At 64.3% G+C, this 20,330-nt stretch carries 18 protein-coding genes; 15 read left to right on the forward strand and 3 right to left on the reverse strand.

Annotated features, from left to right (window positions below; genetic code table 11):
- The first annotated feature begins 137 nt into the window (after positions 1–137).
- Together HWX03_RS26195 and HWX03_RS26200 are read left to right on the forward strand one after the other, a co-directional pair.
- The gene (locus HWX03_RS26195; protein ID WP_006481526.1) at positions 138–602 is read left to right on the forward strand and encodes an Lrp/AsnC family transcriptional regulator; all 465 of its coding nucleotides are present in this window, start codon (positions 138–140) and stop codon (positions 600–602) included.
- 499 nt (positions 603–1,101) lie between these two features.
- A complete protein-coding gene (locus HWX03_RS26200) occupies positions 1,102–2,202 on the forward strand; it encodes a saccharopine dehydrogenase C-terminal domain-containing protein (protein WP_175873228.1) in 1,101 nt (366 codons plus the stop codon).
- A gap of 116 nt (positions 2,203–2,318) precedes the next feature.
- Here HWX03_RS26200 and HWX03_RS26205 read toward each other — a convergent pair whose 3' ends face one another.
- Together HWX03_RS26205 and cydX are read right to left on the reverse strand one after the other, a co-directional pair.
- Positions 2,319–2,936, reverse strand: a complete 618-nt coding sequence (locus tag HWX03_RS26205; protein WP_175873229.1) for an ATP-binding protein — start codon at positions 2,934–2,936, stop codon at positions 2,319–2,321.
- Entirely contained in the window at positions 2,933–3,079 is a 147-nt protein-coding gene (cydX, locus tag HWX03_RS26210) for a cytochrome bd-I oxidase subunit CydX (RefSeq protein WP_063772904.1), read from the reverse strand. The genes HWX03_RS26205 and cydX overlap by 4 nt, the downstream gene beginning before the upstream one ends.
- Before the next feature lie 201 nt (positions 3,080–3,280).
- On the opposite strand from cydX, the gene corA reads away from it, so the two are divergent.
- Positions 3,281–4,258 (forward strand): magnesium/cobalt transporter CorA, encoded by a 978-nt coding sequence (gene corA, locus HWX03_RS26215; RefSeq protein ID WP_174431568.1) that lies wholly within the window; start codon positions 3,281–3,283, stop codon positions 4,256–4,258.
- A 7-nt stretch (positions 4,259–4,265) separates the two neighbouring features.
- Here the strand turns inward: corA and HWX03_RS26220 are convergent, their stop codons facing one another.
- Positions 4,266–4,559 carry a YciI-like protein gene (locus HWX03_RS26220; RefSeq protein ID WP_175819785.1) on the reverse strand — a complete coding sequence of 98 codons (294 nt, stop codon included), beginning with the start codon at positions 4,557–4,559 and terminating at the stop codon, positions 4,266–4,268.
- Between the two features lie 456 nt (positions 4,560–5,015).
- Between HWX03_RS26220 and HWX03_RS26225 the strand changes: the two genes are divergently transcribed.
- From HWX03_RS26225 to HWX03_RS26280, 12 genes are all read left to right on the forward strand, one after another.
- On the forward strand, positions 5,016–5,504 hold the full coding sequence (locus tag HWX03_RS26225) for a YbaK/EbsC family protein (RefSeq protein ID WP_059723782.1): 489 nt from the start codon (positions 5,016–5,018) through the stop codon (positions 5,502–5,504).
- Between the two features lie 840 nt (positions 5,505–6,344).
- Positions 6,345–7,046 carry an energy transducer TonB gene (locus HWX03_RS26230; protein ID WP_175819786.1) on the forward strand — a complete coding sequence of 234 codons (702 nt, stop codon included), beginning with the start codon at positions 6,345–6,347 and terminating at the stop codon, positions 7,044–7,046.
- Between the two features lie 86 nt (positions 7,047–7,132).
- On the forward strand, positions 7,133–8,038 hold the full coding sequence (locus HWX03_RS26235) for a MotA/TolQ/ExbB proton channel family protein (RefSeq protein ID WP_175873230.1): 906 nt from the start codon (positions 7,133–7,135) through the stop codon (positions 8,036–8,038).
- 20 nt (positions 8,039–8,058) lie between these two features.
- Positions 8,059–8,481: a biopolymer transporter ExbD gene (locus HWX03_RS26240; RefSeq protein ID WP_011549764.1), complete on the forward strand. Its 423-nt coding sequence runs from the start codon at positions 8,059–8,061 to the stop codon at positions 8,479–8,481.
- A 199-nt stretch (positions 8,482–8,680) separates the two neighbouring features.
- On the forward strand, positions 8,681–9,112 hold the full coding sequence (locus HWX03_RS26245; protein WP_174431564.1) for a biopolymer transporter ExbD: 432 nt from the start codon (positions 8,681–8,683) through the stop codon (positions 9,110–9,112).
- A gap of 16 nt (positions 9,113–9,128) precedes the next feature.
- On the forward strand, positions 9,129–10,319 hold the full coding sequence (locus tag HWX03_RS26250; protein WP_175873231.1) for a tetratricopeptide repeat protein: 1,191 nt from the start codon (positions 9,129–9,131) through the stop codon (positions 10,317–10,319).
- 303 nt (positions 10,320–10,622) lie between these two features.
- Positions 10,623–11,198, forward strand: coding sequence for an XRE family transcriptional regulator (locus HWX03_RS26255; RefSeq protein WP_175819790.1), 576 nt, complete (start codon positions 10,623–10,625; stop codon positions 11,196–11,198).
- A gap of 353 nt (positions 11,199–11,551) precedes the next feature.
- Positions 11,552–14,377 (forward strand): TonB-dependent receptor, encoded by a 2,826-nt coding sequence (locus HWX03_RS26260; RefSeq protein ID WP_175873232.1) that lies wholly within the window; start codon positions 11,552–11,554, stop codon positions 14,375–14,377.
- Between the two features lie 240 nt (positions 14,378–14,617).
- Positions 14,618–16,492 (forward strand): extracellular solute-binding protein, encoded by a 1,875-nt coding sequence (locus HWX03_RS26265; protein WP_175873233.1) that lies wholly within the window; start codon positions 14,618–14,620, stop codon positions 16,490–16,492.
- Between the two features lie 12 nt (positions 16,493–16,504).
- Complete coding sequence (locus HWX03_RS26270) at positions 16,505–17,557, forward strand: ABC transporter permease subunit (protein ID WP_175873234.1); 1,053 nt, start codon at positions 16,505–16,507, stop codon at positions 17,555–17,557.
- Entirely contained in the window at positions 17,511–18,614 is a 1,104-nt protein-coding gene (locus HWX03_RS26275; protein ID WP_175819794.1) for an ABC transporter permease, read from the forward strand. The genes HWX03_RS26270 and HWX03_RS26275 overlap by 47 nt, the downstream gene beginning before the upstream one ends.
- Positions 18,614–20,248 (forward strand): dipeptide ABC transporter ATP-binding protein, encoded by a 1,635-nt coding sequence (locus HWX03_RS26280; RefSeq protein ID WP_175873235.1) that lies wholly within the window; start codon positions 18,614–18,616, stop codon positions 20,246–20,248. The genes HWX03_RS26275 and HWX03_RS26280 overlap by 1 nt, the downstream gene beginning before the upstream one ends.
- Positions 20,249–20,330: the final 82 nt, after the last annotated feature.

Here is a 20,330-nt window from a genome sequence, read left to right on the forward strand (position 1 = left end):
GCGACACTTGCTTACAACCGATACGAATCGAAATCGAACGGTTCGAATCCGGGCCATGCCGGTTGGGCGCACCGGCGTTCGGCGCTATCATCGCGTCACTTTCCACTCCGCCGGCACATGCGTACCGGCCCAGCGTCATGCGTCCACCCCGCCTCGACCAACTCGACGATCTCGACCGGCAACTCGTCGCGCTGCTGCAAGCCGATGCGCGCGCCAGCGTCGCGGATCTCGCGCGCCAGCTCGACGTGGCGCGCACGACGGTCGTCGCACGCATCGCGCGGCTCGAACGCACCAACGTGATCGCCGGGTACAGCGTGCGGCTCGGGCAGGACGTGCTCGACGCCAGCATCTATGCGTACGTCGGCATCATCCTCACGCCGAAGTTCGGCAAGGACGTGTTGCGCAAGCTCGACCGGATGCCGGAAGTCCAGCTGCTGTGCGCGGTGAGCGGCGAGTACGACTACGTCGCGTGGCTGCGCGCCGATTCGCCCGAACGGCTCAACGATCTGCTCGACCAGATCGGCACGCTCGAAGGCGTCGAGCGCACGACGACGTCGATCATCCTGTCGCGCAAGATCGATCGCGGGACGATCGGCGGCTGACCATTCTATTGCACGCTGCGCCGCGCATGACGGCGCAAGCGCATGCGCGGCACAGGTTTCGTTGCGTCACGGGCGCCCGGATTGGCGTCGGGTATGTGCTCGCACGCATTCGTATCGGCCTTTGCCGTCCATCATGACCGGCACGGGCATCCGCCATCATCCTTCCGCGCACTTCGCGCCTCTCTCCCGAATCTCCTTTGGTATTCCGCTTCGACCGGCGTGCCGCACCTGACGCATGGGCAGTTCGTGCGTCCGGCGCCACGCCGTGCGTTCTCGCTTTCGTCGTCGCGATGCGCAACCGCCAACGGCCGGTTTGCGACAGCGCCTCTACGCGATTTTTAGACGAATGTGTCATTTCGGCGAAATATATCGTCATAACGTCGAAATTATCGGTCGTTTCGCATCATTCTTCGTCTTGGAACTGATTTTGAGCGTCCCTACACTGTGTTCATGGCTCAACGCCGTCCACAACACCAACCCATCATCAGGAGATAAGCGCATGAAAATCGCCATCGTCGGCGCAGGTCTGATCGGCCACACCATTGCTCACATGCTGCGCGAAACGGGCGACTACGAAGTCGTCGCGTTCGACCGTGACGCGGATGCGCTCGCGAAGCTGTCGCGCGAAGGCATCGCGACGCAGCGGGTCGATTCGGCCGACGCGAATGCGATTCGCGAAGCGGTGAAGGGCTTCGATGCGCTCGTCAACGCGCTGCCTTACTACCTCGCGGTCAACGTGGCCGCCGCCGCGAAGGCTGCCGGCGTTCACTACTTCGACCTGACCGAAGACGTGCGCGCCACCCACGCGATCCGCGAACTGGCCGACAGCTCCGACCGCGCGTTCATGCCGCAGTGCGGCCTCGCGCCGGGCTTCATCGGCATCGCCGCGCACGAACTCGTGAACGGCTTCAGCGAAGTGCGCGACGTGAAGATGCGCGTCGGCGCGCTGCCCGAATATCCGACCAACGCGCTGAAGTACAACCTGACGTGGAGCGTCGACGGCCTGATCAACGAATACTGTCAGCCGTGCGAAGCGATCCGCGACGGCCGCAAGCAGTGGGTGCAGCCGCTCGAAGGCCTCGAACACTTCTCGCTCGACGGCACCGAATACGAAGCGTTCAATACGTCGGGCGGCCTCGGCACGCTGTGCGAGACGCTGTCGGGCAAGGTCGAGACGCTCGACTACAAGTCGGTGCGCTACCCGGGCCACCGCGAGCTCGTCCAGTTCCTGCTGGAAGACCTGCGCCTGTCGACCGACCGCGACACGCTGAAGTCGATCATGCGCCGCGCGGTGCCGTCGACGAAGCAGGACGTCGTGCTCGTGTTCGTCACGGTGACGGGCGTGAAGGACGGCCAGCTGGTGCAGGACGTGTTCACGCGCAAGATCTTCGCGAAGGACGTGTGCGGGATGCACATGAGCGCGATCCAGATCACGACGGCCGGCGCGATGTGCGCGGTGCTGGATCTGTTCCGCGAAAAGAAGCTGCCGCAGAGCGGTTTCATCCCGCAGGAAAAGGTGTCGCTGAAGGCGTTCCTGTCGAACCGCTTCGGCAAGCTGTATGAAGGCGGCACGATGGAGCGCATGCACGCGGTTGCCTGACCGCAGTTGTCAGATCATTCGCCAGCCTCTGGCACGAGGGCCGTACGACGCCGGGAGCGCAGCAGCGCTTCCGGCGTTGTTTTTTGAGGAAGCGGGAACAGCGCCTGGCGGCGCGATCAGGCCGGCAGCGGCGGGACGATCGTCGCCGGTTGCGGCGGCGGCACGATGCGGTACAGCAGCGCGTCGACGTCCGCGTCGGACGGCGCGGTGTTGTCGAACATCACGATGCCGTCGCATTCGCGGCCGGTCGGCACGAAGCGGCGCTGCCGGTATTCGTCCCAGTGCGCAAGCTTGTACGCATCGTTCGGGTTGGCGCGCGCGACGATCCGCTGGTGCGCGATATCCTCCGACGTGTGAACCCAGACGACCGTCAGCGTGACGTCCGGCGCGATGCCGAGCCACGTGCGGTCGAGGATGCGCCGGTCGCGCACTTCACGCGACAGCGGGCCGACGACGAGCGCGCCGATGCCGAGCGAGAGATTTTCACGGGCCGTATCGAGCAGGCCCTGATATTCGGGATCGCGAAGATGTTTGAGGTAGAGCGGGCTGTCGCGGTCGTTCGGATCGTTCGTGAGCGCGCCCATCGCGGCGGCGCTGTAGCGACCGTACAGCGTGTCCTTGTCGAGCAGGCAGAACGCCTCGCCGGTCGCGCGCATCAGCGGCCCGATGAGCCGCTTCGCGAGCGTGGTCTTGCCGGTGCCGGCGTGACCGCAGAAGAACACGAGATGCGTCACGAATACCGGCTCCCCGCCTCCTGGCGCGACGTGTCGCTGCGCTTGTCGCCGCGCGAGAACACTTCCGCTTCCAGCCACATCGCGTTGATGATGCCGAAGCCGAGTGCCACGCCGATGCCGAGTATCCACGAGAAATACCACATAGGTCTGTCTCCTTGACGGTTGAGCCGTACGGCCGTTGTGCAGCGCGCAATGCAGGCCCGGCGCGCCTGTCGCCGTGCCGCGACGCGCGTGCTGCGGCGCACGCAGCCCGATCATGACCAATATCGACGTGCCGCGCAAGCCGGGCCGTCCGTGCAGCAAACCGGTAAACTGATGTGCAAACCGCAACATCGTGGGACAACATGCTGATCAACTGTGCTGCTTACCAGGACGGCCGCAAGCTGGCCGATATCGACATCGACGCCATCAGCGATTACGTGTCGAAGCCCGAATGCTTCGTGTGGGTCGCGCTGAAGGATCCGACGCCCGAGGAAATCGACCTGATGGGCGAGGAGTTCGGATTGCACGAACTCGCGCTCGAGGATGCCCGCAAGGGTCATCAGCGGCCGAAGATCGAGGAATACGGCGACTCGCTGTTCGCGGTGCTGCATACGGTCGAACTCGATGAGGACGACGAATTCAAGGTCGGCGAATTGAACGTGTTCGTCGGCCCGAATTACGTGCTGTCGATCCGCAACCATACCGAGCAGGATTTCCGCGACGTGCGCAAGCGTTGCGAGCGCGAGCCGCATCTGCTGCGAGAGGGGGCGGCGTTCGTGTTCTACGCGTTGATGGACCAGGTCGTCGACCGGTATTTCCCGATCCTCGAAACGCTCGGCACCGAGCTCGAGGAACTCGAGGATCGCATCTTCGCGAAGGCGACGCCCGCGTCGTCGCGCGCGATCATCGAGGATCTCTATTCGCTGAAGCGCCGGCTCGTGCTGCTGTACCAGCATACGGCGCCGCTGATGGAGCCGCTCGCGAAGCTCACCGGCGGGCGTGTGCCGCACGTCTGCAGCGGGATGGCGGCCTACTTCCGCGACGTGTACGACCATCTGCAGCGGATCGTGAAGACGATCGAAGGGCGCCGCGAGATGGTCGTCACGGCGATCCAGGTCAACCTCGGGATGATTTCGCTCGCGGAGAACGAGGTGACCAAGCGGCTCGGCTCGTTCGCCGCGTTGTTCGCGATACCGACGATGATCGCCGGCATCTACGGGATGAACTTCGCGAACATGCCCGAGCTGCACCTGAAATACGGGTTCTACGGCTGCATCGCGGTGATGGCCATCGCCGACCTCGCGCTGTGGTGGCGTTTCAGGCGGGCAGGGTGGCTGTAGCCCGATTTCACGCGGGACGTGGCGCGTGCTTGCCGATCACGACGCGCCACGGCCGCACGCGCCACGATTTCACGAGGCCGTTCTGCACGTACGGATCGGCGCGCGCAAACGACTCGGCCGCTTCCGGTGAATCGCCTTCGAACACGAGCACGGCCTGGTCGGCCGGGTCTGCCAGCGCGCCGGCGAGCACGAGTTCGCCGCGCTCGGTCGCGGCCTGCGCGAGCGCCAGATGCTCCGCACGGAACGGCTCGCGTCGCGACAGGTAATCGTCGACGAGTTCGTAGATCAACTGGTAATGCATGATCGCTCCGGAAGTCGGTTTCCGCCGCGGGATGGTGGGCGTCCGGCTCAGTATAGGGCACCGGGCAAGCCGTTGGCGGCGTGGTTTGCCGACGTGACGGCAGGCATTCGCGGGTTGGTTTTTTTGAACGACGTATCCCGGACGGTATCCCGTTGCTTTCTTAGGACGCAACTAACGGTCTGGTTTCCCGACGTCGGCAAAGTGCCGGCTCATTCGCGTCTACGTAAGCACTGCCTGAAATCTGTCTACAGAAATGAGGGGTCCTTCCAAGCAAATTCCGGGTCCGGATCTCGCATGCCGGCGAGGGACGAGTGGATGAAAAAGGACGGGAGCCGGCTGCCGGGCCATCTGAACCGGGCGTCGCGCGAGGGCGTTTCCATTGGGCCGGAATGCGACCTATGCTGAACGAATCCGGAGCGAACGCCGTTCGCCCGATTCGCCCAGACGAGGTGTGCCATGCCGGTCTCAGCCACCCTGCAGGATTGCCTGCGCCAGAAGTCATCGCGGTACGAAGTCGTGTACCACCCCTATAGCCATACGAGCATGGAGACGGCCGCCGCCGCGCATATTCCCGGCGATCGGCTCGCGAAAACCGTGCTCCTCGAGGACGCCGAGGGCTACGTCGCCGCCGTATTGCCGACGACGCACGCCGTGCGCCTGTCGGATCTCTGGGTGAAGACGGGACGCCATCTCGTGCTCGCCCGGGAGGTCGAATTGCGCGAGCTGTTCAAGGATTGCGACATGGGCGCGCTGCCGCCGGTCTGCATGGCGTACGGAATGAAGACGTTCCTCGAGGAACGCCTCGCGCAGCAGCCGGAAGTCTATTTCGAGGCCGGCGATCACGAAGCACTGATTCACATGATGCAGGACGAATTCCTGATGCTGATGGAGACGGCCGAGCGCGCGCATTTCTCGCACCGGATGCAGGGGATGATGCTGTCCTGAGCGACGTCGGTCGTTCGTCGATGAAGCATGCGCGCGGGCATTTTCACGCCGGCTTCGGTGGGGCGGAGATGCCTGCGCGCGCAGAGGGTTGGGCAATGAGTTCATGCTGACGCAGTGGTATCCGGCGTCAGAAAATAGATTCGTTATGCAAATCATTGAGTTGATTCGTCGATCGACAAGTTTTCCAATTTTTATTTGGAATCCTTGATAAAGAGACGATCGGTGCCTCGTCGGAAAATCGCGTGAACAGGCTCGGCCCTGGCCCCGCATGACAATGAGTCAACGAAACGCATCCGACAACGCTCGTTTCCGGGGCCGATTCGGTGCGCTGCACTAAATTGGGGATTATTTATGCGCAAATCACTGAATTAGTGCGACAACCATACAAATCAATTACCAAATCAATGGGAGGTTGTTTAAGGAAGCTTACTAACTCGTTATTCGAGTAGGGCCTCCAAACTTTGTATTTGAGTATCAAATAAAGTTTGACGCCCAGATTTTTTCCTTGCTATCTTCTGCACCCAAGACGAACGGCCTGGCTGACATCGGCGTGTAACGAAGATCCAAGCATCACGAGAAAAAGGTGCCGGTGTCGACGCGGTTGCAATTGCCTGAACGTGCCGGTGCGGGGTAGACGCCGGATAGGGCGGCTATCCCGTCGCGGTTGAAACGATTCCTTGAAATTGAATGAATTTGGATCCGAATTCGATGCTTCCAATTCGGATTTCAAGTTGAATTGAAAATGAAATTTCGCATTGAGGCGGAGACGGAGCCGACCCGGTTCCGGAGCCCGCCATCATCGCGAAACTGGGCGATTCGCTTGGGGGATGGATAGTGGGCATGAAAGTCGAAGAGCATCTGGTTGCTTCGAATAGCGGACTGGCCACGCTGGGGCGTCCGCGGGAATTCGGCAAGAAGCAGCAGAATCCGGTGCGCCGTTTCGGCGGCATCGCAGTCGTCCTCCTGTTGCATGCAGTGCTGATCTACGCATTGCTCAACGGCCTCGCGACCAAAGTCGTGCAGGTGATCCAGCATCCGATCGAAACCCGCATCATCGAGCCGGTGAAGCCGCCGCCACCGCCGCCGATGCCGGTCGTCAAGCTTCCGCCGCCGAAATTCGCGCCGCCGCCGCCGCCGTTCGTGCCGCCGCCGGAAGTGCCGGTGCAGGCGCCCCCGCAGCAGGCGACCATCACGCACCAGTCGGCACCGGTGCCGTCCGCGCCGGCCGTGCAGGCGCCGGTCATCGCACCGCCCGCGCCGCCCAAGCCGGTCAGTCACGAAGTGGGTGTCGTCTGCCCGAATTCGGACTCGATGCGCGCGTCGATGCAGTACCCGAAGGAAGCGCAGGAAAACAACATCACGGGTGACGTGACGATCGAGTTCGTCGTGGATGCAGAAGGGAACATTACGAACGAGCGCGTGGCCCAGTCGGCCGACCCGGTGCTCGATCGTGCGGCCTACAACACCGTGAAGCGGTTCAAATGCGTGGCGCAAGGCCAGGCAGTACGGGTCCAGGTGCCGTTCTCGTTCAACCTGAATTGATGCAGTGGGCGGTCCGGCGGGAGCCGGACCGGGGAAAACCGGCTTGAACTTAAATCGTAAGTTCAACGAAAGAATTGGAGTGGGGTATGACGAAGCGTTCTCTGGCCGCGCTGGCGGCAAGCCTGTTGATGTCCGTCGCTGCAATCGACGGGCTCGTTGCACCGCAACTCGCTTACGCGCAAGCGAGCGGATCCATGACGACATCCGACGCGTCGACACCGGCCGCGGCGCCTGCGCAGGCGACCACCGCCGCCGAGCCGGCCCCGCCCCCGGCGCCGGCCACGACCGAAGCGGTCGAGAATCCGTACGGGCTCGGGGCGCTATGGAAGAACGGCGACTTCGTCGCGCGCTTCGTGCTGATCCTGCTCGTGATCATGTCGATGGGCAGCTGGTACATCATGGTCACGAAGTTCGTCGAGCAGTTGCGGGCGAACCGCCGCGCGAAACTTGCCGACGCACAGCTCTGGAGCGCGCCGTCGCTGGCCGAGGGCGCGAAGCTGCTCGACGAGGCATCGCCGTTCCGCTTCATCGCCGAAACGGCGATCGAGGCGGGCGAGCATCACGACGAGGCGCTGCTCGAAGCAGTGGACCGCAACACGTGGATCGACGTGTCCGTCGAGCGCTCGATCACGAACGTGTCGAACCGCATGCAGGACGGGCTCGCGTTCCTGGCGACGGTCGGCTCGACCGCGCCGTTCGTCGGGCTGTTCGGCACGGTCTGGGGGATCTATCACGCGCTGACGGCGATCGGGATCGCGGGCCAGGCGTCGATCGACAAGGTCGCAGGCCCGGTGGGCGAGGCGCTCATCATGACGGCGATCGGCCTGGCGGTCGCGGTGCCTGCCGTACTCGGCTACAACTTCCTGGTCCGGCGCAACAAGTCGGTGATGGAGCGGGTCCGCAACTTCGGCGCCCAGCTGCACACCGTGCTGCTGGCCGGCAGCAAGCGTCCCGCTCGCGTGCCGTCGGCCGCCGCGTCGCTCGTGAACTGACCGGCTGACGGAGGCGCGCGATGGGCATGAACGTCGGGCAGGACGAAAGCGACGAGGTGATCGCGAACATCAACACGACGCCGCTCGTCGACGTGATGCTGGTGTTGCTGATCATCTTCCTGATCACGATTCCGGTCGTCACGCATACGATCCAGCTGCAGTTGCCGAAGGAGGTCGTGCAGCCGCTGCAGACCACGCCGAAGAGCGTCGAGATCGCGGTGAACCGCGACGGCGATTTCTTCTGGGGCGAGCAGCTGGTGGATGCGTCGACGTTGCTCGCGAAGCTGAAGGGTGTGTCGCAGCAGCAGCCGCAGCCGAGCGTGCACGTGCGGGGCGACCAGAACACGCGCTACGAGTTCATCGGCCGGGTCATCACGATGTGCGAGCGAGCGGGTATCGCGAAGGTGTCGTTCATTACGGAACCGCCGGCGCGTGGTGGCTAGCCTTGCATGGGGGACGGCGCACGCGCCGATTCTGATTGACCGCTATTGCATGGGACCAGAGTAAGCGCTAAAGCGCTAACTCTGGTCGACCGCGAAGCATGGGATCTGAGTAAGCGCTAAAGCGCTAACTCTGGTCGACCGCTATGCATGGGACCAGAGTAAGCGCTAAAGCGCTAACTCTGGTCGACAGGAGCAGACGATGGGAATGAACGTGCCTTCGGGCGGAGGCGGCAGCGAGCCGGAAGTGATGGTCGACATCAACACCACGCCGCTGATCGACGTGATGCTGGTGCTGCTGATCATGCTGATCATCACGATCCCGATCCAGATGCATTCGGTAAAGATGGACCTGCCGGTGGGCAACCCGCCGCCGCCCGCCACCCAGCCGGAAGTCGTGCAGATCGACATCGACTTCGACGGAACGACGACGTGGAACGGCGCGCCGGTGCCGAATCGCGCGGCACTCGAGGCGAAGCTGACGGCGGTCGCGCACGAACCCGTGCAGGCGGAGATCCATCTGCGGCCGAACAAGCTGGCGCCGTACAAGGACGTGGCGGCCGTACTGGCGTCCGCGCAGCGCGTGGGCGCGACGAAGATCGGCCTGATCGGAAACGAGCAGTTCATGCAATGACGGGACAGGCCAACCGATGAACCAGCGACGATGGAAACGGATGATGGCGCTGACCGCGCTCGGTGCGGCCTGCGTGCTCGGCCGGCCGGCGTGGACGGCTGACGCGTTGCGGCCCGATGTGGCGAAGTCGCTGGCGGCGGCGCAGGAACTGTATCGCGCGCACAAGTATCGCGACGCGCTCGGCAAGATCGCGCAGGCGGCCGCCGTGCCCAACCGCACGCCGTATGAAACCTACATGGTGGAAGCGACGCGCGGCGCGGCGGCGATGGCGGCGGGCGATACCGGCGTGGCCGCGCAGGCCTACGAAACCGTCCTGAATTCGGGGCGCCTGTCGGGCGAGGACGAGCAACGGACCACGGCGGCGCTCGCGGGGATCTATTTCCAGCAGAAGAACTATCCGCAGGCGATCCGCGTCGCGCAGCGCTACCTGAAGGCGGGCGGCACGGATCCGGAAATGCACACGCTGCTCACGCAGTCGTATTACCTGTCGAACGATTGCAGCCAGGTCGTGAGCCAGCTGAAGGCAAGCGCGGACGCACAGGCGAAGGCCGGCCACGCGCCGGACGAAGGGCAGTTGCAGATGCTGGCGACCTGTGCGCAAAAGAGCAAGGATGCCAGCGCCTATCGCAGCGCGCTCGGCATGCTGGTGGCTTATCATCCGAGCCCCGCGTACTGGGAGGACATGGTCTCGGCCATTCGCGGCAGCCCCGGTTACTTGTCGTCGCTCGACCTCGACATCTATCGGTTGCGCAGGGCGACGGGCTCGCTGACGACGGCCGACGCCTATATGGAGATGACACAGCTCGCGCTGGTGGCGGGAACGCCGGCCGAAGGCAGGCAGGTGATCGACCAGGGGTTCGCGTCCGGCGTGCTGGGCAAGGATGCGCAGGCGGACCGCGAGAAACGGCTGCAGGCGCTGGCCGCCAAGCGCGCGCAGTCGGGCGTGGATGCTGCCAGTCCGGTGGCGCCGATCGACGTCGGCATGAATCTGGTGTTCGCGGGCCACGCGGCGCAGGGGCTGTCGATGATGGAGCAGGCGATCGCGAAGGGCGGGCTCGAGCATCCCGATGCGGCGCGGCTGCGGCTCGGCGAGGCGTACTACGTGGCGGGCGAGAAGGCGCATGCGGTCCAGGTGCTTCGCACGGTGAAGGGCGCCGACGGATCAGGGGATCTGGCGAAGCTCTGGACGGCGGTGGCATCCCGGTAGCGCAACGCAAGGGCGCGACGGCGTGCGACGCGCACGCGCTCGACAAGTAGCGTGGCGCGGCGGAAGTACAAGTGCTTGACGGTCAGGCACGAAGAGAAAGAGGGGGTAATCTTGTTAATTAGTAAACCGAATGAAATATGCGAAGATCGCGCGGCCATGGGGCGATGGCGTCGAGCCGCACCGCGCGCCGGCTGCACGCAGCGGCAGTGCGCGGCCGGGTATCACGCCGAGCCGGTCGCGTCATCGCATCGGCGAAGGATCGCCGACATCAAACCGGTTTCGACTGCGAGGCTCCGCACTTCCATGACTGTGCCCCCTGATGAGTCGGTTCTGGTCGCCGTATCGCTAGGCAACAAGATCCGGGCGCTGCGCCAGCGCCTGAAGCTCACGCTCGACGAGACGGCCGGGATCGCTGGCATTTCGAAGCCGTTCCTGTCTCAGGTCGAGCGTGGGCGCGCGACGCCGTCGATCACGTCACTGGTCCGGATCGCGCAAGCGCTGGGCGTGACGATGCAGTACTTCATCGACACGCCGACGGAAGCGCGTTCGGTGTGCCGCGGGAACGCGATGCAGTATTTCCAGTTCGCGAACTCGGCCAGCCTGTTCGCCAGGCTGACGAACCTGGTGGATGGCCGCAAGCTCGACGCGATTCTCGTCAGGATGCCGGCGGGGCAGTCGCCGTCCGAGATAACGACGCATTCGGGCGAAGAGTTCGTCTATGTGATGCGCGGGCAGGTCGCGCTGACGCTCGAGGATTGCACGTTCACGCTGAACGAGGGCGATACCGCGCACTACGAATCGACGATGCCGCATGCGTGGCACAACACGGCCGACGAAGAGGCGGTGATCGTCTGGGTCGGCACGCCGAGGCTGTTCTAGCGGAGGCGGCAGGTGCCGCACCCCGCGATGTCGGAGAACTACCCGACTGACGGAAGACAGCATGCAGTACGGCGCGCGAACAGTTTCGTTGCCGGCAGGGCTGGACTCGTCATCCATCGAATCGGAAGCAGCAGGAAGTGCGCTCATTACATGTAGTAAGTATGACGAATCAAAATATAAAGAGACGGTGATGCTGAGTGGCACGGGTGCCCCGAGGCCGGTCCGTTCGAGTCATTGCAGTCGGAAGAGTGGCTATCGCGGGTTCCGTTACACGGGCACCCAGGACGCGCGAGGAATTCACAAGGTTCCGGCGCGCAGCAGGCGGGGTCTTACTACGAGCGAGAGGGAACAAGATGAAGCAGAGAGTTTTGGCGTTGGCCATCAAGAGGATGGTCTGGGCGGAACTGGCGCTGACGGCCGTGCTGGTGCCGCCGGCGTTCGCCCAGAGCCAGCCGGCGCCGGGCGCCGCATCGATCGCGGATGCGGTCGCGAACGGCGCACCCATGACCGTTGCACAGGCGGACGGTGCGGCGGGCGCTGTCGCTGCCACGGGTGCCTCGGCATCCGGTGCGGCAGCCGAGGCGACGCCTGCCGCGCCCAGCGCGAACGGACAGGGCAAGGTCGCGCAGATCAAGCGGTTCGAAGTGACGGGTTCGCTGATCCGGCAGGCCGACAAGGTCGGCTTCAACCAGGTTCAGACCGTCACGAGCAAGGACATCGAGAACAGCGGTCAGACCAGCGTCGCTGACTACCTGCGCAGCACCTCGGCGAACTCGGCAAGCAGCTGGAGCGAAGGTTCGACGAACAGCTTCGCGCCGGGCGGCGCTGGTATCGCGCTGCGCGGTCTTAGCGAGAAATACACGCTGGTGCTGATCGACGGCATGCGGGTGTCGCCGTATGCGTTCGCGGTGAACGGCAGCGATCAGTTCTTCGACCTGAACACGCTGCCGCTCAACATCATCGACCGTATCGAAATTGTCAAGACAGGCGCGGTGTCTCAGTATGGTTCCGACGCAATCGCGGGCGTGGTGAACATCATCACGAAGAAAAACTTTCAGGGTCTTGAACTGGGGGGCAGCTACGGTGGCGCGACGAACGGTGAAGGCGGCCAGGGCACGACGAAGTTCAACATCCTCGGCGGCTTCGGCGACCTGAACGCCGATCGTTTCAACGTGACGGCGGCGCTCAGCTACTACAAGTCGAACGGCATCTCGATCGCCGATCGCGACACGACGCAGAACCAGAACTTCTCCAATTTCCCGGGCGGTCTGTCGAACCAGAGCGTGTCGTACTGGCGCAATCCGGCCACCGGCGCGAAGGTGCCGCTGAGCCCGTGTCCGAACGGAGGCCAGGCCGTGCCGGGCACCTCGGTCGCGCAGGTCAACGGTCCCGGCACGGTCTGCGCAAACAACACCGCGTACGCATCGTCGCTGTCGCCGTGGACCGAACGCCTGAGCGCGAAGGTGCACGCCGACTTCAAGATCAACGACGCGATGCAGGCGTTCGCCGATCTCTGGGAAAGCAACAATACGACGGTCACGAACAACTTCGTCGGCCGCCTCGGTAACAGCACGCAGACCTATGATCCGGCGACGGGCGGTCTCACGCCGATTTCGAACCTGGTGCCGGGCAGCAACCCGTATAACCCGTTTGGCGTGCCGGCCAAGCTGGTCTACGCATTCCCGGCCGCGCAGGCGGTGCATACGAGTTCCAACTTCTGGCGTGCCGCGACGGGTGTGAAAGGCTCGTTCAGCACGCCACGCGTGGGTGATTGGGATTGGACAGCGTCCTACACGCATTCGCAGAACACGGTGTCGAACAACTATTCGAACCTGATCAACGCGGCTGCACTGGAAAATATTGTCCAGAACGGCGTGTTCAACTTCGCCAATCCATCGTCGACACCGAACGGGTTGAACGGGCTGTACGGAAGCACGTCGACACAGGCCATCACGAAGCTCGACGCTGTCGACGCGACGCTGTCTACGCCGAACCTGTTCACGTTGCCCACGGGTAACGTCGGCCTGGGTCTCGGTACGCAATTCATGCACCAGAGCCAGTACATCGGTACGGGCGCGGACTACGCGAACGGCACGCTCGTCCAGCCGTCGCTGCAATCGGTCAACGGCGAGCGCAACGTCGCGGCGATCTACTACCAGATCGATATTCCTATCCTGAAGAACTTGACGTTCAGCCAGTCGGGGCGCTATGACCACTACAGTGACTTCGGTGGAGCGTTCTCGCCGCGCTTCGCGTTGCGCTTCCAGCCGATCCGCGAGCTGACGATGTACGGTTCGTACAACCGTGGCTTCCGCGCACCGACGCTGATCGAAAACACCTCGTCGAGGACCTACGGCGCGCAGGGCGCGGTCGATTCGAACGATCCCAACAACCCGAACGCATACAACCTCGTTGAGGAAGTGCAGGCCGGTAACAGCAAGCTGCAGCCGGAGCGGACCAAGAACTACAACATCGGCTTCCAGCTGTCGCCCACCCGCAATACCGATTTCGGCTTCGACTGGTACAAGATCCACATCGACAACGTGATTGGCACGGAAGACATCCAGACGGTGGTCGACCAGAATGATCCGTCGAATGTGATCCGTAACCCGAACGGCTCGATCGCGTATGTGCGGCTGCCGTATATGAACCTGTCGTCGCTCGATACGGACGGCTTCGAGACCACCTTCCGCCAATCGGTGTCGACCAAGATCGGCACTTTCACGCTGTCGGGTGACTGGGCCTACGTGTGGCACTTCAAGATGCCGGTGGGCGGCGAGTCGACCGACTTCGCGGGCAACAACGGTTCGCTGAACGAGCCGTTCGGCGGCAGTTTCCCACGCTGGAAGGGCAACACGAGTCTGAACTGGAACTACCACAACCAATGGAACGCGACGTTGACGTGGATGTTCACGGGGCCGTACAGCCAGGCCATCCTGTCGCCGGGCCAATATCCGAACATGCAGGACAGCGTGGCTTCGTACAGTCAGTTCAACCTGATGGTCAGCTACACCGGCTTCAAGCACTGGACGATCTACGCGGGCATCGACAACATCTTCAATCGTGCGCCGCCGTTCGACCCGGTTTATATGAACGCGAGCTACCAGACGGGCTACGACACGTCGCTGTACACGTATGTCGGTCGATTCGCGCAGGTTGGCGCGACCTACAAGTTCTGATGGCGATTGCGATGCACTGATAGGTTTTAGACCGGCCGCTCCACGTCCACCTCCCCATTTTTTGGAGCGGCCCTTTTTCGCCTGGCGCCACGACGGCCCGCAACCGGGACGTGCGGCGATGCAGTTTGCAGGATCGTTTTCAGCACGAACAACCAGTGGGATGCAGGTGGCACGCGGCATCCTGCACAGGAATCTACCGCGCGCAGGCATCGCGCCCGCACGCTTTCGGACAGACCGACCATGAAACTGTTGAAATGGCGATGGGCAGGCGTGCCGCGCGCGGCGCTGTTCGCGTGCGCCGTGCTGCTCGTGTCGGGTAGCGCCATGCCACGTGCGGCGCTCGCGGTGTCGGCGATCGCGCAATACGACCAGCCCAAGTACCTGGCCAATTTTACGCATTTCGATTATGCCGATCCCGATGCGCCGAATGACGGCACGCTCAACTTCGAAAACTACGACGAAGCACAGAGCTACGACTCGCTGAACCCGTTTCTGACCCGCGGCTCGCCCGCGCCGGACATCAAGAACCTGATGTTCGACACGCTGATGCAGCGCAGCTGGGACGAGCTCGCGTCCGAATACGCGCTGATCGCCGACGATGTCGAGGTTGCGCCCGACGGGCTGTCGGCCACGTTCCACATCAATTCGGCCGCGCGCTTCTCGAACGGCGACGCGATCACCGCGGCCGACGTCAAGTATTCGTTCGATACGCTGACGAGCCCGCAGGCATCGCCGCTGTACAACGCGCAGTTCTCGATCATCAAGCGCGCGGTGGTCGTCGACGGTCACACGGTCCGCTTCGAGTTCAAGCACGCGGAGCGCGACGCCGCGCTGATCGCGGGCGACCTGCCGGTGTTCTCGCCGAAGTGGGGGCAGCGCGCGGACGGTACGCGGCCGCCGTTCGACCAGATCGCGAACGTGCCGCCGATCGCGAGCGGTGCGTACCTGATCGAGCAGCGCAGGAACGACAAACAGATCCGATACGTGCGCAACCCGCGCTACTGGGCCGCGAATCTGCCGTCGCGGCGTGGGATGTTCCGCTTCGCGCGCGTGTCGTTCAAGCTGTACCTCGACCAGTACACGGCGCTCGAGGCGTTCAAGGCCGGCGATGTCGACGCGCGGATGGAGTACAGCTCGACGCAGTGGGCGCGCAAGTACGTCGGCAAGAATTTTCACAACGGGCTGCTGAAGAAGGGCGAATTCCCTGACGGCCCCGCGCAGATGCAGGGTTTCCTGATGAACCTGCGCAAGCCGATGTTCCAGGACGTGCGTGTGAGGCATGCACTCGCGCTGGCGTTCGACTTCGACTGGATGAGCCGGATGATGTTCTACGGACAGTACCGCCGCACCAACAGCTTCTGGGAGGCGAGCCCGTTTGCCGCGTCCGGCGTGCCGAGCGCGACGGAGCTCGCGCTGCTCGAACCGTACCGGTCGACGCTGCCGTCGGAGGTGTTCGGCCCGATGATCAAACAGCCGTCGACGCTGCCGCCCGGCTCGCTGCGCGCGAACCTCAGGCAAGCGCGCGACCTGCTCGCGCAGGCCGGCTGGCACTATCGCGACGGCGCGCTGCGCGACGCGAACGGCACGCCGATGACGATCGAGATCATCGACGACCAGCCCGGCATGGATCGCCTGATCCTGCCGTACACGCAAGCGCTCGCGACGCTCGGCATCCATGCGTACCTGCACGAGATCGACAGCGCGCTCTACCAGAAGCGGCTCGACAATTTCGAGTACGACATGACGACGTATATCTACTCGCCCGTGACGATCCCCGGCGCGGAGCTGACCCGCCGTTTCGGGAGCGCGGCCGCCTCGCAGCCCGGTTCGGAGAACTATCCGGGCGTGAAGTCGAAGGCCGTCGATGCGCTGATCCGCGCGGCGCTCGCGGCCAATACGCTCGACGATCTCGAGACGGCCACGCACGCCCTCGATCGCGTGCTGATCAACCTGTACGTGCTGGTCCCGCAGTACTACATGCCGAACGCGCGGATCGCGTACAAGACGACGCTCGGCCATCCGGCGGTCGTGCCGGCTTCCTATCAGTACGAGGACTGGATCATCGACTACTGGTACGGGAAGCGGCCGGCGCTCCAACCCGCTCCGGCGGCCTGACGGAGAACAACCATGCTGGCATACATACTCAGGCGCCTGCTGTTGATGATCCCGACGCTGATCGGCGTCGTGACGATCACGTTCGCCGTCACGCAGTTCGTGCCGGGCGGCCCGGTCGAGCAGGTGCTCGCGCAATTGCGCCACGGCAGCACGCGCGGCGGGGAGGCGGGCGGAGGTGGGGGCGGCTACCACGGCAGCCAGGGTGTCGACCCGCAGCAGATCGAACAGATCCGTAAGCAGTTCGGCTTCGACAAGCCGCCGCTCGAACGCTACGCGCTGATGCTGAAAAGCTATGCGACGTTCGACCTCGGCCAGTCCTACTTCGCGCACCGCAGCGTGTGGGCGGTAATCCGCTCGAAGCTGCCGGTGTCGATCACGCTCGGGCTTTGGACGGTGATCCTCACGTATCTCGTGTCGGTGCCGCTCGGCATCGCGAAGGCAGTGCGCAACGGTTCGCGGTTCGACACCGTGACGAGCGTGCTGGTGCTGACCGGCTACGCCGTGCCGGGCTTCGTGCTCGGCGTGCTGCTGCTGATGCTGTTCGGCGGCGGCACGTTCTGGCAGGTGTTCCCGATGCGCGGCTTGACCTCGGACGACTTCGACGAGCTGACGATGGTCGGCAAGACCCTCGACTATCTGTGGCATATCGCGTTGCCGGTGACGGCCTCGGTGGTCGGCAATTTCGCGATCGTCACGATCCTCACGAAGAACACGTTCCTCGAGGAAATCGGCCGGCAATACGTGCTGACCGCGCGCGCGAAAGGGGCGCCGGAGCGCGACGTGCTGTGGAAGCACGTGCTGCGCAATGCGGCGATCCCGCTGCTCACCGGGTTGCCGGCCGCGTTCGTCGGCGCATTCCTGAACGGCAACCTGCTGATCGAGACGCTGTTCTCGCTCGACGGGATGGGGCAACTGTCGTACGACTCGGTGATCCGCCGCGACTATCCGGTCGTGCTCGGCTCGCTGTTCCTGTTCACCCTGATCGGTCTGCTGACCAAGCTTATCGCGGATATCTGCTATGTCCTCGTCGACCCCCGTATCCAGTTCAGCCGCCTGGACCACTGATCCAGCGTGCGCGCCGTCGCCGTCGCCGTGGCGGCGCACGTGGCAGCGCTTTCGTGCGCAGCCGCTCGGCTATGCAAGCCTCGCGATCTTCGCGACGCTGTTCGTGCTCAGCCTGTGTGCCGACGGCCTGTCGAACGATCGGCCGCTGCTCGTGCGCTACGACGGGCACTATTACTTTCCGATTGTGAAGGACTATCCGGAGACCGAGTTCGGCGGCGACTTTCCGGCGAAGACCAACTATCTCGACCCGTACATTCGCGCGAAGCTCGAGGCAGGCGGCAATTTCGCGATCTATCCGCCGAATCGCTACCGCTACGACACGATCGACTATTTCGCATCGCGGCCGTATCCGGCGCCGCCGTCGGCGAGCAACTGGCTCGGCACCGACCAGTTCGGGCGGGACGTGCTCGCGCGACTGCTGTACGGGTTCCGGCTGTCGGTGCTGATGGCGTTCGCGCTGACCGTGTCGGGGGTGCTGGTCGGCGTGCTGACCGGCGCGCTGCAGGGCTTCTACGGCGGCCGCACCGACCTGGTTGGGCAGCGCCTGATCGAGATCTGGAGTGCGTTGCCAGACCTGTACCTGCTGATCATCTTCGCGTCGATCTTCACGCCGTCGCTGTGGCTGCTGTTCATCTTGCTGTCGATGTTCGGCTGGCTCGTGCTGTCTGATTACGTGCGCGCGGAGTTCCTGCGCAACCGCGCGCTCGACTACGTGAAGGCCGCGCGCACGATGGGACTGTCGAACTGGCAGATCATGTGGCGGCACGTGCTGCCGAACAGCCTGACGCCGGTGATCACGTTCCTGCCGTTCCGGATGAGCGCGGCGATCCTGTCGCTGACGAGCCTCGACTTCCTCGGCCTCGGCGTGCAGCCACCGACGCCGAGCCTCGGCGAGCTGCTGCAGGAGGGCAAGAACTACCTCGATGCGTGGTGGATCTCGATCTCTGCATTCGCGGCGCTGGTGGTGACGCTGCTGCTGCTGACCTTCATGGGTGACGCGCTGCGCAACGCGCTCGACACGCGCTCGCGCGGCTCGGCATTCGGCGGGGAGCGATGATGGCGAACGCGTTGCTTCAGATCGACGGGTTTTCGGCGCGCTTCGGCGCGAAGGCGGCCGTGCAGGATCTGAGCCTGTCGGTCGGCCGCGGCGAGCGCGTGGCGCTCGTCGGCGAATCGGGGTCGGGCAAGAGCGTGACGGCGCTGTCGATACTGCGCCTCGCGCAGCAGGCGACGCTGTCGGGACGGATGCTGTTCGACGGCGAGGACCTGCTCGCGAAGACCGAACGGCAGATGCGCGGGATTCGCGGCGCCGACATCGCGATGGTGTTCCAGGAGCCGATGACGGCGCTGAATCCGCTGTATACGATCGGCAAGCAGATCGCCGAGAGCCTGCGGCTGCACGAGGGGCTGCGGCCGGGCGATGCGCGCGAGCGGGGGATCGCGCTGCTGCGGCGCACCGGTATCCCGGAGCCGGAGCGGCGTATCGACAGCTTTCCGCATCAGTTGTCGGGTGGGCAGCGGCAGCGCGCGATGATCGCGATGGCGCTGGCGTGCCGGCCGCGGCTGTTGCTGGCCGACGAGCCGACGACGGCGCTCGACGTGACGGTGCGCCAGCAGATCGTCGATCTGCTGATCGAATTGCAGGAGCAGGAGGCGGCCGCGCGCGGGATGGCCGTGCTGCTGATCACGCACGACCTGAATCTCGTGCGGCGCTTTGCGCAGCGCGTGGCCGTGATGGAGCAGGGCGTGCTCGTGGAGACGAACACGACCGACGCGCTGTTCGCCGCGCCGCAGCACGCCTATACGCGCCGGCTGCTCGACAGCGCGCCGCAGCGGGACGTCGAGCCGGTCGCGGCCGGCGCGCAGACGATTCTCGACGTGCAGGACCTCGCCGTCGATTACCGCATCGCGGCGAAGGGCTGGCGCGCGGTGCTCGGCAAGACGACGTTCCGCGCCGTGCACGATGTGAAGTTGAACCTGAAGCGCGGCGAAACGCTGGGAATCGTCGGCGAATCGGGCTCGGGGAAATCGACGCTGGCGGCGACGGTGCTCGGCCTGCAGCGGCCGGCCGCCGGCTCGATCGAAATCGACGGCATGCCGCTGGACGCGCTGCGGACGACGGGCGGCAGGCGCGCGCTGTACGGCAGGATGCAGGTCGTGTTCCAGGATCCGTTCGGCTCGCTGTCGCCGCGGATGACGGTCGAGCAGATCGTCGGCGAGGGGCTCGCCGTGCACCGGCCGCAGGTGGCCGGAGTCGCGCGGCGCGCGCGGATCGCCGCGCTGCTTCAGGAGGTCGGCCTGCCGGCCGAGTCGATGCTGCGCTATCCGCACGAATTCTCCGGCGGCCAGCGGCAGCGGATCGCGATCGCGCGTGCGCTGGCGGTGGAGCCGGAACTGCTGGTGCTGGACGAACCGACGAGCGCGCTCGACGTGTCGATCCAGAAGCAGGTGCTGAATCTGCTGACGAATCTGCAAAAGAAGTACAAGCTGAGCTACCTGTTCATCACGCACGATCTCGCGGTGATGCGTGCAATGGCCCACCGGGTCGTGGTGATGAAGGCGGGGCGGGTGGTCGAGGAGGGCGATACGCTCGACGTGCTGGATGCGCCTTCCCATCCGTATACACGCGCGCTGCTTACGTCGTCGATGCTGGCTCCGGTGCGCGGCAAACAAGAGAGAACCGATGATTGACGTGAACCGGGCGAAGTACGCCCAGGCCGCCCACACGCCGTGCGGCGGTGCCGACGGTGATGCCGTTCCGCAGTCCCGCGCC

This window comes from Burkholderia sp. BCC0397, assembly GCF_902832865.1.
In the GTDB taxonomy this organism is placed as follows: domain Bacteria; phylum Pseudomonadota; class Gammaproteobacteria; order Burkholderiales; family Burkholderiaceae; genus Burkholderia.

Excerpts from the sequence above, each read along its gene's own strand:
- HWX03_RS26195 (WP_006481526.1), top strand. The coding sequence starts at position 138 with ATGCGTCCACCCCGCCTCGACCAACTCGACGATCTCGACCGGCAACTC.
- HWX03_RS26200 (WP_175873228.1), top strand. The coding sequence starts at position 1,102 with ATGAAAATCGCCATCGTCGGCGCAGGTCTGATCGGCCACACCATTGCT.
- cydX (WP_063772904.1), bottom strand. The coding sequence starts at position 3,079 with ATGTGGTATTTCTCGTGGATACTCGGCATCGGCGTGGCACTCGGCTTC.
- corA (WP_174431568.1), top strand. The coding sequence starts at position 3,281 with ATGCTGATCAACTGTGCTGCTTACCAGGACGGCCGCAAGCTGGCCGAT.
- HWX03_RS26220 (WP_175819785.1), bottom strand. The coding sequence starts at position 4,559 with ATGCATTACCAGTTGATCTACGAACTCGTCGACGATTACCTGTCGCGA.
- HWX03_RS26225 (WP_059723782.1), top strand. The coding sequence starts at position 5,016 with ATGCCGGTCTCAGCCACCCTGCAGGATTGCCTGCGCCAGAAGTCATCG.
- HWX03_RS26230 (WP_175819786.1), top strand. The coding sequence starts at position 6,345 with ATGAAAGTCGAAGAGCATCTGGTTGCTTCGAATAGCGGACTGGCCACG.
- HWX03_RS26235 (WP_175873230.1), top strand. The coding sequence starts at position 7,133 with ATGACGAAGCGTTCTCTGGCCGCGCTGGCGGCAAGCCTGTTGATGTCC.
- HWX03_RS26240 (WP_011549764.1), top strand. The coding sequence starts at position 8,059 with ATGGGCATGAACGTCGGGCAGGACGAAAGCGACGAGGTGATCGCGAAC.
- HWX03_RS26245 (WP_174431564.1), top strand. The coding sequence starts at position 8,681 with ATGGGAATGAACGTGCCTTCGGGCGGAGGCGGCAGCGAGCCGGAAGTG.
- HWX03_RS26250 (WP_175873231.1), top strand. The coding sequence starts at position 9,129 with ATGAACCAGCGACGATGGAAACGGATGATGGCGCTGACCGCGCTCGGT.
- HWX03_RS26255 (WP_175819790.1), top strand. The coding sequence starts at position 10,623 with ATGACTGTGCCCCCTGATGAGTCGGTTCTGGTCGCCGTATCGCTAGGC.
- HWX03_RS26260 (WP_175873232.1), top strand. The coding sequence starts at position 11,552 with ATGAAGCAGAGAGTTTTGGCGTTGGCCATCAAGAGGATGGTCTGGGCG.
- HWX03_RS26265 (WP_175873233.1), top strand. The coding sequence starts at position 14,618 with ATGAAACTGTTGAAATGGCGATGGGCAGGCGTGCCGCGCGCGGCGCTG.
- HWX03_RS26270 (WP_175873234.1), top strand. The coding sequence starts at position 16,505 with ATGCTGGCATACATACTCAGGCGCCTGCTGTTGATGATCCCGACGCTG.
- HWX03_RS26275 (WP_175819794.1), top strand. The coding sequence starts at position 17,511 with ATGTCCTCGTCGACCCCCGTATCCAGTTCAGCCGCCTGGACCACTGAT.
- HWX03_RS26280 (WP_175873235.1), top strand. The coding sequence starts at position 18,614 with ATGGCGAACGCGTTGCTTCAGATCGACGGGTTTTCGGCGCGCTTCGGC.